A 13752-nucleotide genomic window follows, 5' to 3' on the forward strand; every position below is an offset into this window, starting at 1 on the left:
AGCTGCCGCCGCCCCGACGCCAGCGCATGCGGCGCGCCACGCCCGCCGTATGGTTCGTCGCGCTCGTCGTGATCGCACTGATGCTCGGGCCGGTCCTGTACATCATCCTCGGCGGGTTCCGCACGAACTCCCAGATCACGACCGACCCCGGGGGCCTGCCCGACCCGTGGGTCTTCACGAACTACCTCGACGTGCTGACCGGCGGCGTCTTCTGGCAGCTCGTGCTCAACTCCACGATCGTCGCGATCGCCACCTCGGTCGGCGTCATCGTGCTGGGACTTGCGGCGAGCTATGTGCTCGCGCGATACCGGTTCCGCGGTCGGGGAGCCATGTACGCGCTGTTCGCGGCCGGGCTGATGTTCCCGATCACGGTCGCGATCACGCCGCTGTACATCGTCGTGCGCGACATCGGACTCATCAACTCGCTCGGCGGTGTGATCCTGCCCCAGATCGCGTTCGCGCTGCCGACGACGATCATCATCCTGGTGCCGTTCCTCCGCGCGATCCCCGATGAGATCGAGGAGGCCGCGTTCATCGACGGGTGCAGCCGGCTGGGCTTCTTCTGGAGGATGGTGCTGCCCCTGGCCGTCCCCGGAGTCATCACCGTCGGAATCCTCGCCTTCATCGGAAGCTGGAACAGCTACCTCCTGCCGCTGTTCCTCCTGAACGACAACGCGAACTTCACGCTGCCTCTCGGTGTGCAGGCGTTCTCGTCGCAGTACTCCGTCGACACCGCGAAGGTCCTCGCGTTCACCTCCCTCTCGATGATTCCCGCGCTGGCGTTCTTCAGCCTGTTCGAGCGTCGCATCGTGGGCGGTCTCCAGGGGGCGGTCAAGGGATGAGCGACATCGGACTCCCGCCCGTATCCGAGCGGGTGCGGGCGCTCCACGCCCGCATGACGCTCGACGAGAAGCTCGCGCAGCTGGTCGGCTACTGGGTCGACCAGGGCGACGAGGTCGTGGCGCCGATGGCCGGAGAGATGGTGACCTCGACGAAGTACGAGGATGCCACCGCTCACGGCATCGGGCACCTGACCCGCGTGTACGGCACCCGGCCGGTCGAACCGGTCGAGCGCGCCGCGTGGCTCTGGGCCGAGCAGCGCCGCCTCCGCGACGAGACCAGGCTGGGCATCCCCGCCATCGTCCACGAGGAGTGCCTCACGGGCCTCGCGGCGTGGAAGGCCGCGACCTTCCCGACCCCCCTGGGGTGGGGCGCCTCCTTCGACCCCGAGCTCGTCGAAGAGATGGGACGCCTCATCGGCGGGTCGATGCGGCAGCTCGGCATCCATCAGGGCCTCGCACCCGTGCTCGACGTCATCCGCGACCCGAGGTGGGGCCGCGTCGACGAGTGCATCGCGGAAGATCCGTACGTCGTCGGCACCATCGGAACCGCGTATGTGCGGGGGCTCCAGGATGCCGGCATCCACGCGACTCTCAAGCACTTCGTCGGCTACTCGGCCTCGCAGGCGGGACGCAACCACGCGCCCGTGCATGCAGGCCCGCGCGAGCTCGCCGATGTGCTGCTGCCCCCCTTCGAGATGGCCGTTCGCGACGGCGGAGTGCGGTCCGTGATGAACTCGTACGCCGAGATCGACGGCGTGCCGGTCGCGGCGTCGGAGGAGCTGCTCACGGGTCTGTTGCGCGAGCGCTGGGGCTTCGACGGCGTCGTCGTCTCGGACTACTTCTCCGTCGCGTTCCTCCACACGATGCATGCGGTGGCAGCCGATCTCGGTGAGGCGGCCGCGCTCGCCCTTGCGGCGGGCATCGACGTCGAACTCCCGACGGGAGACGCCTTCACCGGCCCCCTCGCCGAGGCAGTGCGCGATGGAGCGGTGGATGCGGCGCTCATCGATCGCGCCGTGCTGCGCGTGCTCGCCGAGAAGGAGGAGCTGGGCCTGCTCGACGAGCGCTTCGACGACGCGCCCACCGAGATCGACCTCGACTCGGCGGCGCATCGCGCGCTCGCGCGAAAGCTCGCCACGGAGTCGATCGTCCTGCTCGCGAACGACGGGGTGCTCCCCTTGGCCCCCCGCGCGGGCGCGCGGATCGCGGTCGTCGGCCCCAACGCCGATTCCGCGGAGGCGCTCATGGGCTGCTATTCGTTCGTCAACCACGTGCTCGCGCACCATCCTGAGGTGCCCCTCGGCCTCGAGCTGCCGAGCCTCGCCGAGGCGCTTCGCGCCGAGCTGCCGGATGCCTCGATCGACGTGGTCGCCGGCTGTGATGTGTCCGGCGCGGACGACCGCGGCATCCCGGATGCCGTCGCCGCAGCGCGCGCCGCGGACGTGGCGATCGTCGTCGTGGGCGACCGCGCCGGTCTGTTCGGCCGCGGCACGGTGGGCGAGGGCAATGACGTCGACGATCTCGAGCTGCCGGGCATCCAGCGCCGGCTCGTCGAAGAGGTCGTCGCGACGGGAACGCCGACGGTCATGGTGGTACTCTCGGGTCGCCCGTACGCGATCGGGTGGGCGCTCAGCGGCGCGGATGACCCCGCCGCCGTCCTGCAGGCCTTCTTCCCGGGTGAAGAAGGCGGAGCGGCACTCGCGGGGATCATCTCCGGACGGGAGGCGCCCTCGGGCCGGCTCCCCGTGTCGCTTCCTCGGGCCGCCGGTGCTCAGCCGTACAGCTACCTGCACCCGATCCTCGGCGGACCGTCCGAGATCACGAGCGCCGACAGCAGCCCGACCCTTCCCTTCGGTCACGGACTGACCTACACGAGCTTCGAGCACACCCGTCTCAGCGCGCCCGCCGAGTCCGCGACGGGGTCCGACCTCGCTGTCGCGGTGGAGGTGCGCAACACCGGTCCGCGTTCCGGCGTCGACGTCGTGCAGCTGTATGCCCGCGACGTCTACGCGAGCGTCACGCGACCGGTGGCACAGCTCGTGGGCTACGCGAGAGTCGCGCTGGAGCCCGGCGAGCAGGCCGTCGTGGAGTTCTCGGTGCCTTCCGCACGCCTGTCCTTCACCGACCGGCGCGGGGTGCGGGTCGTCGAGCCCGGCGACGTCGAGCTCTGGGTGGGCGCCTCATGCGACCAGCGCGAGACCGAGGCGACTGTGCGCCTGACGGGCGCCGTGCACGAGGTCACCGCCGCCGACGGACGTCTGGTCTCGATCACGGTGACAGACGCCGTCCGCGCCTGACGCTCTGCCGCGGCCCGACGACCTGTCGGGCCGCGGCAGGCAGTCCGGTCAATCCGAACGCGGCCGAGCCTGGTCGGGCCCGATGGGCGGGGATAGTGTCGAGGAACACCGCCCGGGGAGGCTCACCCATGTCCACGACGACCGACAGCGCGGCGCGCACCGACCAGCAGGAGCTGCAGGACAAGGCGCGCGACCACCTCTGGATGCACTTCGCGCGCCAGTCCGTGATGACCGAGGGCCCTGGCGTCCCGATCATCGTGCGCGGCGAGGGCCATCACATCTGGGATGCTGCGGGCAAGCGCTACATCGACGGCCTGTCGGGTCTGTTCGTGGTCAACGCCGGGCACGGCCGCCGGCGTCTCGCCGAGGCCGCCGCGCGTCAGGCCGAGGAGCTCGCGTTCTTCCCCATCTGGTCGTACGCGCACCCGTCCGCGATCGAGCTGGCGGACCGGCTCGCGTCGTACGCGCCGGGCGACCTGAATCGCGTCTTCTTCTCGACGGGCGGAGGCGAGGCGGTCGAGACCGCCTTCAAGCTCGCGAAGCAGTACTGGAAGCTCATGGGCCGCCCCACCAAGCACAAGGTGATCTCGCGGGCGATCGCCTACCACGGCACGCCTCAGGGCGCTCTCGCGATCACGGGCCTGCCCGCCATGAAGGAGATGTTCGAGCCGGTCACGCCGGGCGGCTTCCGCGTGCCCAACACGAACTACTACCGCGCCGCCGAGATGGGCTTCCGCGGCTCGCTCGAGGAGTTCGGGGTGTGGGCCGCCGACCGCATCGAGGAGATGATCCTGTTCGAGGGTCCCGAGACGGTGGCGGCGGTCTTCCTCGAGCCGGTGCAGAACTCGGGGGGATGCTTCCCCCCGCCTCCCGGCTACTTCCAGCGCGTGCGCCAGATCTGCGACAAGTACGACGTGCTGCTCGTCAGCGACGAGGTCATCTGCGCGTTCGGCCGCATCGGCGAGTGGTTCGCGTGCGACGCGTACGGCTACGTGCCCGACATGATCACGTGCGCGAAGGCTATGACGAGCGGCTACTCGCCGCTCGGCGCGACGATCGTGAGCGACCGCATCCACGAGCCCTTCGCGCACGGACACGTCAGCTTCCCGCACGGCTACACGTTCGCGGGGCATCCCGTCTCGGCGGCGGTCGCCCTGGAGAACCTCGACATCTTCGAGGAGGAGGGCCTCAACGAGCGCGTGCGCGAGAACTCGCCCGTGTTCCGCTCGACGCTCGAGCGCCTGAACGACCTCCCGATCGTGGGCGACGTGCGCGGCGACGGGTACTTCTTCGGCATCGAGCTCGTGAAGGACAAGGCGACGCGCGAGACGTTCGACGACGACGAGTCGGAGCGCCTCCTGCGCGGATTCCTCTCCAAGGCACTGTTCGACGCGGGCCTGTACTGCCGCGCCGACGACCGCGGCGACCCCGTGATCCAGCTCGCCCCTCCGCTCACGATCGGCCCCGCGGAGTTCGACGAGATCGAGCAGATCCTGCGCGGCGTGCTGACGGAGGCATGGTCGCGGCTCTGACGCGACTCATCGCGTAACACGGAATACCCGCCGCGCCGGCGCGTTTGACCCCCGCATGACCACTGTGGGAATCATCGGAGCAGGACACATCGGATCGGCCGTCGCACGCGGGCTCGTCGAGCGCGGCTACGACGTCGTCATCGCCAACTCGCGCGGGCCTGAGACACTCTCGGACCTCGTCGACGACCTCGGTCCCCGCGCGACCGCAGCGACGGCGACGGATGCCGCGGCGGCCGGCGACTGGGTGCTGGTCACCGTGCCGCTCAAGGCGTACCAGGACGTCCCGGTCGACGAGCTCGCCGGCAAGGTCGTGCTCGACACGAACAACTACTACTGGGAGCGCGACGGTCGCATCTCCGAACTCGACGAGAAGCGCGCCACGACGAGCGGTCTCCTGCAGCAGCACCTGCCCGCCTCCAAGGTCGCGAAGGCGTTCAACCACATCATGGCGGGACAGATCAACAGCGACGGCGCTCCCGCGGGAACGCCGGGGCGCCGGGCCCTCGCGACGGCGAGCGACTTCCCCGAGGCGTCCACCCTCGTGACCGAGCTGTACGACGCGTTCGGGTTCGACACCGTCGACGTCGGCCCCCTCGCCGAGAGCTGGCGCGTGGAGCGCGATCAGCCCGCCTACGTCGTCCGCCAGGACCGCGAGGAACTCGTCGAGAATCTCTCGCGCGCACAGCGCTGAGCGGGGTTAAGGTGTCCGCATGGGCACGATCTACTACGGCGGCTCCGCCACCCCGATCCACATCGAAGACCGTGCCCTCGCGCACTTGAAAGTCGTCGTCGCGACGAAGCTCCGGCGCGGCGAGGCGTTCACGGTGTCATGGAAGCATCCCGACGATCAGCCGCGCGGGCGCAGCACGATCTGGCTGCACCCCTCGATCCCCTTGCGGTTCGTGTTCGACGACCCTGAGCCGACCGACCTCAGCCGCGAGTGGATCGAGGAACTCGCCAACTCGGCGAACTCCTCGGGCGGGATCATGCTCGTCCCCGAGCACATCGAGACGGGACCCATCCCGATCGCCGACGACGCTCCGCAGGTCGTGGAGGTCAGCGAGGAGCAGGACTGACGCCCCGCCGCTTCGCCGGACGGGCTCTCAGGCCTCTTCGCCCGAGGGCTCGTCGGGCTCCGGCACAATCGAGAGGCCGTTCGGACCGCTCGCCGACTGCATGAGCTCCTCGATCCACAGGCGGTTGATGCGCGGGTTCCGGCTGCCGAAGAAGTGGAACTGCAACGGCACCGAGGGGTGGATCCAGAAGCTCCGCCGCCCGCTGCCGTCGCCGACCTCGACGTCGAACATGAAGGCCTCGGAGCGGCGCAGCTTGTTCATCACCACGATGCGCAGGTGCGCGAGCGTGCGGTCGTCGATGTCGACCGAGTTCGCCATCGTGTCATAGATGAACCGACCCATCGGAGTACCCTTCCGTCGCTTCGAGGCTATCGCGTGGCGGGGCGGAAAGCGCTGTGCACGAGGCGACGCGCGCGTGCCGCGACATCCGCCCTGCCTTCGGGCGGCGTGCGGGCGATGACGGCGGCGAGCATGTCGGTCGCGACGAGGACGTCGTCGACGTCGAATCCCTCGGGAGTCCGGCCCGAGGCGGCCTGACGCTCCAGCAGGAGCTCGACCGCCTCCCGGTACCGTGCGCCGATGTGCTTCACCCGCGGGTCGGCGACGTCGGCCGACAGAAGCTCGATGAACGCGGTCGAGACGACGGCCTGGTCGGCGACGAGGTCGAGGAAGTCGTCGATCGTGCGCTCGGGGTCGGACGCGAACGCCTCGAGGTCGCCGATGTTCTCCTCGAAGACGGCGACGGCGAGCGCCGTGCGGTCGGGGAAATGGCGGTAGAGGCTGCCCTGTCCGACGCCGGCACGTTTGGCGACCTGGCTGAACGGCGCGCTCAGCCCCGCCTCGGCGTAGACCTCGCGGGCGGCGGCGATGAGCGCCCGGCGATTCTCAGGTCCGGCGGCGGGTCCGCGATTGACGCGCACGGACGGTTCCACGACGTTGGGCACGGGTATAACCTAGTACCGGACAATGTTGTCCGGTACTCGAAAGGACCCGAAAATGGCAACCGTGAAGCCGCTCACCGGCGACTCCTCCATCGCGACCTGGCTCGCCGACCCCGTCGGCGGGGCGATTCTGACCGACCTGCTGGCACAGGGCGGCCAGTCGCCCGACGTGTTCCGCCCCATCAACAAGCTCGCGATCAAGCGCCTCGTCAAGATGAGCCGCGGCGCCTTCACGCAGGACATGCTCGACGACCTCGTGCACCGCGCCGCCACTGCGGACGTGCCCGCCGGGGCGTCCGAGACGCCCGGTGCCACGGGTGAGGACGCCGATGCCGTGACGCTGCGCGAATGGGCCGAGCGCCTCGATCAGGGCCGCTTCACGGGACAGACCGTCATCGTCACGGGCGCCGGCTCGGGAATCGGCCGCGCGACGGCATCCCGCATCGCCCGTGAGGGCGGCCGCGTCGTCGCCGTCGACGTGAGCAAGGAGCGGCTGGACGAGTTCGCCTCGGAGCACGCCGGCGCCGACATCGTGACGATCGTCGCCGACATCACCGACGACGCCGGCGTCGCCGCCATCGTCGCAGCCGCGGGCGACACGATCGACGGCCTCGCGAACATCGCCGGGATCATGGACGACATGACGCCCGTCGGCGAGCTCAGCGACGCCGTGTGGGAGCGCGTCATGCGTGTCAACGTCACCGGCACGATGAAGCTCATGCGCGCCGTCATCCCCGCGATGCTCGCGCAGGGCGGCGGCTCGATCGTCAACACGGCGTCGGAGGCGGCCCTCCGCGGCTCGGCCGCCGGCGCTGCGTACACGGCCTCGAAGCACGCCGTCGTGGGTCTGACGAAGTCGACCGCGTTCATGTACGCGCCGAACCGCATCCGCGTCAACGCCGTCGCCCCCGGGCCGACCATCACCAACATCGAGGCGAGCTTCGGCTCGCCGCTCGGCGCCGAGCGCGTGCAGGGCGCCATGGCGATCCTGCCCGAGCCTGCCGAGGCGGAGGCCCTGGCGGCATCCATCACCTTCCTGCTGAGCGACGACGGCGTCAACGTGACCGGCGTCGTCCTCGCGAGCGACGGAGGCTGGTCGGCCACCTGACCCGCCTTCTCCCCGCGGCCTCGCAGCGATTCGCTGCGGGGCCGCCGTCGTCAGAAGTGCCAGATGAGCGGCACGTAGAAGACGCCGATCAGGAGGAAGAAGATCGCGAGCGGAAGGCCGAGCTTCCAGTAGTCGCCGAAACGGTAGCCCGCCGGCTCCATGACCATGAGGTTGGCGGGCGTCGCGACCGGAGTGAGCAACGCCGCCGCCGCGACGACGGCGAGAGCCATGAGGAACGGCAGGGGCGAGACGCCCATCGTCGCAGCGACCGACAGGGCGATGGGCGCGACGATGAGCACCGTCGCAGAATTGCTGATCAGCTGGCCGAGCACGAGCGTCAGGAGGCACAGCACGAGCAGCGCGACCGACGGGCTCGCGTCGCCGATGAGCCGGAGCAGCCAGCTCGCGATGAGGTCGGCGGCGCCGGTCTTCGTGAAAGCCGTCGACAGCGGGATCATGCCCGCGATGAGCACGATCGTCGTCCACGAGATCGACTGGTAGGCCTGCGGCACCCGCACGACGCGCAGCAGCACGAGCGCACAGGCCGCCAGGAGCGCCGCCACGGCGGGCGGCACGACCCCCGTCGCGAGGAGCACGACCATGGCCGCGACGACCCACAGCGTGCGCTTCGCGCCCTTGCCGAGCGGCACGGCGCGGCGCAGCTCCTGCGGAGAGTGCACGGGCAGGATGCCCGTCTCCTCCGCGTGCCGGGCGAGATCGTCCCATCCGCCCTGCATGAGCAGCGCGTCGCCCGCCTGCACGCGGATGTCCCCCTTCAGCAGCGTTTCGCCGCGGCGCGCCGCGAGCACGACGAGATCGCCCGTCGGCGTCGCCATGCCGGGGAAGATCTTCGCGCCGATGAGCGGCGAGCGCGGTGCGACGACGACCTCCGTGACGCCGTTCGTCGGACCGACGAGCATCGAGGTGTCGAGGCTCAGCGAGTACTGCTGGCGCAGAATGCGCGCGTGGCGCACGAGGTCGAGCGGCATCGTCGCGCTCTCGCGCTTGGGCAGCAGGCGATGCGAGAAGAGCGTGAGGTACAGCACGGTGACGATCACGAGCGGGATGCCGACGAGCGCGAACTCGAAGTACCCGAACTCGCGCCCGGCGCTGCTCGTCGCCGCGAACTCCGAGACGATGATGTTGACGGGCGTCCCGGTGAGCAGGAGCATCGAGCCCGCGCTGGCCGCGAAGGCGAGCGGCATGAGGAGGTGCGACGGCACGATCTCGGCGCGCGCGGCGACGACCACGACGAGCGGCAGCATCGCCGCGACCGCCCCGTTGACGCTGATCACGGCCGCGACGACGGCGACGAGGAGCCCCACGACGAGCAGCAGGGTGCGGCGCTTCGTGCCGGCGCGGGCGATGACCTTCTGCCCCGCCCACGCCGTGATGCCCGTCGCGTCGAGGGCCTCGCTCACGACGAACAGGCCCGCGATGAAGAGCACGGTCGGGTCGCCGAATCCGGCGAGTGCCTCGTTGATGGTGAGGACGCCCGTGAAGTAGAGGGCGAGCGAGACGCCGATGGCGACGATGCCGAGCGGTATGCGGTTGCTCACGAAGGCGATGACCGCGAGGACGAGGATCACCAGAGTCGCGACGATGGGGTCCACGAGGTCAGCGTACTGAGGGCTCCCCGGACAGAGTGTCGGGCTTCCCGCGACGGACTGCAGGTTCGTCTGTTCCCGCCCGCTCCCGGTTGCCGCGCGGGCTGTCCGACGTATTGACTGGCGAGACCGCCGATCGACCACGGGATGTGGCGACTCGGCATCCCTTCGCCGGATCTCCTGGCAACCCGCACGACCGACATCGCACAGGGAAGTGATAGCCGTGGGCACCACGGTCTTCGAACGACACCGGCCGCCGGCATCCCTCGTCCGTGAGAGCCTCGACGGCTCCCGGCATTCCGTCTTCTGGCTCGACGACCTGCCCCCGCAGCCCTCGCGGCCACCCGTGGCCGGCTCGCACACCGCCGACCTCGTGGTCGTCGGCGGCGGCTACACGGGACTGTGGACGGCGCTGCTCGCGAAGCGCCGCGACCCCGGGCGGCGCGTCGCGATCGTCGAGGCGCGCACCGTCGGCTGGGCCGCTTCGGGCCGGAACGGCGGCTTCTGCGAGTCGAGCCTGACGCACGGGCGCGAGAACGGCCAGAACCGCTGGCCCGGCGAGATCGATCAGCTCGAACGCCTGGGCCACGAGAACCTCGACGCCTTCGAAGCCGACGTCGCCGGCTGGGGGCTCGACGCCGACTTCGAGCGCACCGGCACCCTTTCGGTCGCGACCGAGCCGCACCAACTCGAGTGGCTCGACGACTGGGCCGCCGAGGCGGCATCGCACGGCGAAGAGGTCGTACGGCTCGACGAGGCCGCGATCCAGGCATCCATCGCGTCTCCGACCTATCTGGGCGCGGTGTGGGACACTCGCGCGGCCGCCCTCGTGCACCCCGGCAAGCTCGCCGCCGAGCTCGCCCGCGCCGCCGAGGCGCAGGGCGTCGAGATCTTCGAGCACTCGCTCGTGAAGCGGATCGACACGGCGGAGCCGGGGCGCGTGAAGGTCGTGACGGCGAGCGGCGAGATCACGGCGGCCCAGGCCGCGCTCGCGACGAACGTCTTCCCCTCGCTCCTGAAGCGCAACCGGCTGATGACGGTGCCGGTGTACGACTACGCGCTCATGACCGAGCCGCTCGATGCCGCCCAGCTCGACGCCATCGGGTGGCGCGACCGGCAGGGCGTCAGCGACCTCGCGAACCAGTTCCACTACTACCGGCTGAGCGCCGACAACCGGATCCTCTTCGGCGGCTACGCGGCGCTGTACCACTGGGGTCGCCGCGTGCGCCCGGGCTACGAGAACAACCCGCGGGTGTGGAACGAGCTTGCCAGCCACTTCTTCACGACGTTCCCGCAGCTCGAGGGCCTGCGGTTCTCGCACCGCTGGGCCGGCGCGATCGACACGTCGACGCGCTTCTGCGCCTTCTACGGCGTCGCCCGCGAAGGCCGCATCGCGTACGCCTCGGGGTTCACGGGACTCGGAGTCGGCTCGACCCGCTTCGCCGGCGAGGTCATGCTCGACTTCCTCGAGGGCCGCGAGACGGAGCGCACGCAGCTGCAGATGGTGCGCGAGCGCGGCCTGCCGTTCCCGCCCGAGCCCGCCGCGTCGATCGGCATCCAGGCGACGCGCTGGTCGCTCGATCAGGCCGACCACCGCGAGGGCCGTCGCAACGTGCTGCTGAAGACCCTCGACGCGCTGGGATTGGGCTTCGACTCGTGACCCTCGCACCCGGTGAAGAAGTGGATGCCACGACCCGCGCGCTCGCTCACGAGCCGGTGCCGGCCGACCAGGTCGTGTCGGGGCGGCCCTCGACGGGCTGGGTGGAGCTGGACGACAGCATCGGCGTGTGGGAGATGACCCCCGGCGCGATGCGCGACGTCGAGGCCGACGAGGTGTTCGTCGTGCTCGCCGGATCGGCGACGGTGGAGTTCGAGGAGCCGGCGCTGCCGCCGATCGAGCTGCGAGCGGGGTCGGTCGCGCGGCTCGCCGAGGGGATGCGCACGGTGTGGACCGTGCGCGAGACGCTGCGGAAGGTGTACATCGCAGGATGATGGCAGTGCTAGCATTGCTGGCATGGCGGCGATCACGGTGCGGAACCTCGACGACGGCGTCCAGCAGCGGTTGAAGGTGCGGGCGGCGGCGCACGGCCGGTCCATGGAAGCGGAGGCCCGGGAGATCCTCACGGCCGCCGTGTCGACGAGCAGCATGATCGTCGACTGGGTGGATGCCGCGTCCCGGCACGGCGTCGAACTCGAACTGCCGCAGCGCAGCGCTCCCCGTGAGCTCGACCTGTCGTGATCATCCTCGACACGAATGTGCTGTCGGAGCCGCTGCGCCCGTCGCCCGACGAGGCGGTCATCCGGTGGATGCGCGCTGAGGCCGACCTGGCCGTCACCGCCATATCGGTCGCGGAGCTTCTCGTCGGCGCACACCGGCTGCCTGCGGGTTCCCGGCGAGACCGGCTGATCACCGACATCGAGGCGATCCTCTCCGGGAACCGGGTCTTCGCCTTCGACGATCGGGCAGCACGGATCTACGCGGGCATGCAGGAGTCACGGCGCTCGGCCGGCCGCCCGCTCTCCGTCGAGGACGGAATGATCGCGGCCATCACCGCCGCACAAGGGGCGGTGCTCGCCACCCGCAACACGCCCGATTTCGAGGGCCTCGGGGTCGAGCTCATCGACCCGTGGTCGCGCTGACAGCTCGCTCCGCGAAGCGACAGGTCGATTCAGCGACCGGCCGACCGCCGCACCAGCAGAGCGAGGTGCAGGGCCGTCTGCGTCTCGCCGTCATCGAGGTCGACGCCGAGGAGCTCTTGGATGAGCGCGAGGCGCTGATAGAACACCGACCGCGACAAGTGCGACGCGGATGCCGCGGCCGTGCGGTTGCCCGGATGCGCGAGCATCGCACCGAGCACATCGAGGAGGTCGCCGCCGCGCGCGAGGTCGTGGTCGATGAGGGGCGCGAGCATCCGCTCGCCGTGGTCGAGCAGGCGATGGTCGTCGCGCAGCGTCGTGACGAGGCGCACGAGCGGCCGGAGCTCGGCGCGCCGCACCTGCGGACCCCGCACCCGGCCGGCCTGGCGGCCGCGGGCGAGGTCGATGGCCTCCTGCAGCGAGACGAGCCCCGCTTCGAGTCCGTCGGCGGACGAGCCGATCGACAGCGTCGCCGACGGCTCGCCGGCGAGGAGGGCGCGCAGGAACGCGAGCGCCGCGGCGTCGTCGAGCCGCGCGCGCGGCGGGAGCGACAGCAGCATCGCGACGGCCGGAGCGTCGACTCCCGCGGGGCCCGATCCGGCGAGCGCGCGCCCGCCGAGGGCGCGGGCCGCGGCATCCGCCCCCTCCGCCGTCGCGGGCGTGAGCCCGGGGCCCGACACGACGACCCCGACCAGCTGCTGCCCCTCGATGGGCAGGCCCGCCGCCTCGACGCGGGCGGCGGCTCCCCCGAGGGGGCCGTAGCGGCCGGCGAGCAGGCCGTCGACCAGCCGGCGGCGGCCGATGCGCGCCCACTCGTCGGCCGGTCCGTCGGCGAGGCGGCCGAGGGCCAGCGCGATCGCGCCCTGTTCGAGCACGCCGGCGCGCCCCGCGGGGTGATCGGGGCCGGGGAGGGCGATGAGGTGACCCCAGCGGATGCCGCGCGCCTCGACGGGCACGATGAGCCACGCGTCGGCTCGCCGCGAGCCGCCGGCGACGTCGTCTCGGCCCGCGACGTTCTCGCGGTGCGCGTGGCGCGACCGCGCCTCCCAGCGGGAGAAGAGCTCCTCCTCGGCGGCGGGCGGCACCTCGGCGGCGACGACCTCGTGGGCGAGGTTCTCGAGCACCACGGGCGATCCGAGCGTCTGGCCGAGCTGATGCACGATGAAATCGGCCGGCGAGCCGCGCAGGGCGAGGGCTGTGAAGCGCTCGCGCACCTCGTCGCGGGCACGCAGGGCCGCCGTCTGCTCCGAGATGATGCGGCTGTGCACGGCCTCGGTCAGCGCGACGAACTTGAGCTCCCGGTGCAGGACGATGAACGCGAGCCCGTGCGCGCGGGCCGCGGCGACGATGACGGCCGGGGCGTAGCGGAAGTGCGTGCCGAGTTCGAGGACGAGTCCCGCGAGCCCCGCCGCGACCAGCCCCTCGACGAAGGCCTGGAGCTCGACGGGCTCGGTCGGCCAGCCCGACCCCGTCGACAGCAGCAGCTCGCCGCCGTCGAGCAGGCGCGCGACGCCCGCGCTGTCGGACGTGTGCACCCACCGCACGCGCGCGTCGAGCGCGTCGTCGCCGACGAGCACTTCGGGCACGCCCGAGGCGAAGGCCTCGAGCTGCACCACCTCACGCACCGTGGGGAGGCTCTCATGGCCGCTCGGACGATCCGTCTGGATCATCTGCACTTCGCGACGATCAGCCATCGGGTTGGCCTCTTCTGC

At 71.0% G+C, this 13752-nt stretch carries 13 protein-coding genes and 1 pseudogene; 10 read left to right on the plus strand and 4 right to left on the minus strand.

Going from position 1 to position 13752, the window contains the following annotated elements:
- Positions 1–26: 26 nt before the first annotated feature.
- The 5 genes and pseudogenes from ACH3VR_RS17875 (at position 27) to ACH3VR_RS17895 (ending at position 5747) form a co-directional block, all read left to right on the plus strand.
- Positions 27–842, plus strand: a complete 816-nt coding sequence (locus ACH3VR_RS17875; RefSeq protein WP_397557756.1) for a carbohydrate ABC transporter permease — start codon at positions 27–29, stop codon at positions 840–842.
- The gene (locus tag ACH3VR_RS17880; RefSeq protein ID WP_397557672.1) at positions 839–3139 is read left to right on the plus strand and encodes a beta-xylosidase/alpha-l-arabinosidase; all 2301 of its coding nucleotides are present in this window, start codon (positions 839–841) and stop codon (positions 3137–3139) included. The genes ACH3VR_RS17875 and ACH3VR_RS17880 overlap by 4 nt, the downstream gene beginning before the upstream one ends.
- A 128-nt stretch (positions 3140–3267) precedes the next feature.
- Positions 3268–4671 carry an aspartate aminotransferase family protein gene (locus tag ACH3VR_RS17885; protein ID WP_397557673.1) on the plus strand — a complete coding sequence of 468 codons (1404 nt, stop codon included), beginning with the start codon at positions 3268–3270 and terminating at the stop codon, positions 4669–4671.
- A 40-nt stretch (positions 4672–4711) separates the two neighbouring features.
- A pseudogene (locus tag ACH3VR_RS17890) lies at positions 4712–5362 on the plus strand (NADPH-dependent F420 reductase); the annotation flags it as partial.
- Between the two features lie 19 nt (positions 5363–5381).
- Positions 5382–5747: a DUF7882 family protein gene (locus tag ACH3VR_RS17895; protein WP_397557674.1), complete on the plus strand. Its 366-nt coding sequence runs from the start codon at positions 5382–5384 to the stop codon at positions 5745–5747.
- 27 nt (positions 5748–5774) lie between these two features.
- On the opposite strand, the gene ACH3VR_RS17900 is transcribed toward ACH3VR_RS17895, so the two are convergent.
- A complete protein-coding gene (locus ACH3VR_RS17900) occupies positions 5775–6089 on the minus strand; it encodes a DUF7882 family protein (RefSeq protein ID WP_397557675.1) in 315 nt (104 codons plus the stop codon).
- Between the two features lie 26 nt (positions 6090–6115).
- Positions 6116–6691 carry a TetR/AcrR family transcriptional regulator gene (locus ACH3VR_RS17905; RefSeq protein ID WP_397557676.1) on the minus strand — a complete coding sequence of 192 codons (576 nt, stop codon included), beginning with the start codon at positions 6689–6691 and terminating at the stop codon, positions 6116–6118.
- 52 nt (positions 6692–6743) lie between these two features.
- Between ACH3VR_RS17905 and ACH3VR_RS17910 the strand changes: the two genes are divergently transcribed.
- Positions 6744–7796, plus strand: a complete 1053-nt coding sequence (locus ACH3VR_RS17910) for an SDR family NAD(P)-dependent oxidoreductase (protein WP_397557677.1) — start codon at positions 6744–6746, stop codon at positions 7794–7796.
- 50 nt (positions 7797–7846) lie between these two features.
- Here ACH3VR_RS17910 and ACH3VR_RS17915 read toward each other — a convergent pair whose 3' ends face one another.
- Positions 7847–9409: an SLC13 family permease gene (locus tag ACH3VR_RS17915; protein ID WP_397557678.1), complete on the minus strand. Its 1563-nt coding sequence runs from the start codon at positions 9407–9409 to the stop codon at positions 7847–7849.
- A 217-nt stretch (positions 9410–9626) separates the two neighbouring features.
- Between ACH3VR_RS17915 and ACH3VR_RS17920 the strand changes: the two genes are divergently transcribed.
- Genes ACH3VR_RS17920 through ACH3VR_RS17935 form a run of 4 tightly spaced genes read left to right on the plus strand, consistent with a single transcriptional unit; the run spans position 9627 to position 12043 of the window.
- A complete protein-coding gene (locus ACH3VR_RS17920) occupies positions 9627–11063 on the plus strand; it encodes an NAD(P)/FAD-dependent oxidoreductase (RefSeq protein WP_397557679.1) in 1437 nt (478 codons plus the stop codon).
- Positions 11060–11395 (plus strand): cupin domain-containing protein, encoded by a 336-nt coding sequence (locus ACH3VR_RS17925; RefSeq protein ID WP_397557680.1) that lies wholly within the window; start codon positions 11060–11062, stop codon positions 11393–11395. The genes ACH3VR_RS17920 and ACH3VR_RS17925 overlap by 4 nt, the downstream gene beginning before the upstream one ends.
- A 22-nt stretch (positions 11396–11417) precedes the next feature.
- On the plus strand, positions 11418–11642 hold the full coding sequence (locus ACH3VR_RS17930; RefSeq protein ID WP_397557681.1) for a FitA-like ribbon-helix-helix domain-containing protein: 225 nt from the start codon (positions 11418–11420) through the stop codon (positions 11640–11642).
- Positions 11639–12043: a type II toxin-antitoxin system VapC family toxin gene (locus ACH3VR_RS17935; RefSeq protein ID WP_397557682.1), complete on the plus strand. Its 405-nt coding sequence runs from the start codon at positions 11639–11641 to the stop codon at positions 12041–12043. The genes ACH3VR_RS17930 and ACH3VR_RS17935 overlap by 4 nt, the downstream gene beginning before the upstream one ends.
- A gap of 29 nt (positions 12044–12072) precedes the next feature.
- On the opposite strand, the gene ACH3VR_RS17940 is transcribed toward ACH3VR_RS17935, so the two are convergent.
- The gene (locus ACH3VR_RS17940) at positions 12073–13734 is read right to left on the minus strand and encodes a PucR family transcriptional regulator (protein ID WP_397557683.1); all 1662 of its coding nucleotides are present in this window, start codon (positions 13732–13734) and stop codon (positions 12073–12075) included.
- Positions 13735–13752: the final 18 nt, after the last annotated feature.

This window comes from Microbacterium alkaliflavum, assembly GCF_044325405.1.
GTDB lineage: Bacteria > Actinomycetota > Actinomycetes > Actinomycetales > Microbacteriaceae > Microbacterium > Microbacterium alkaliflavum.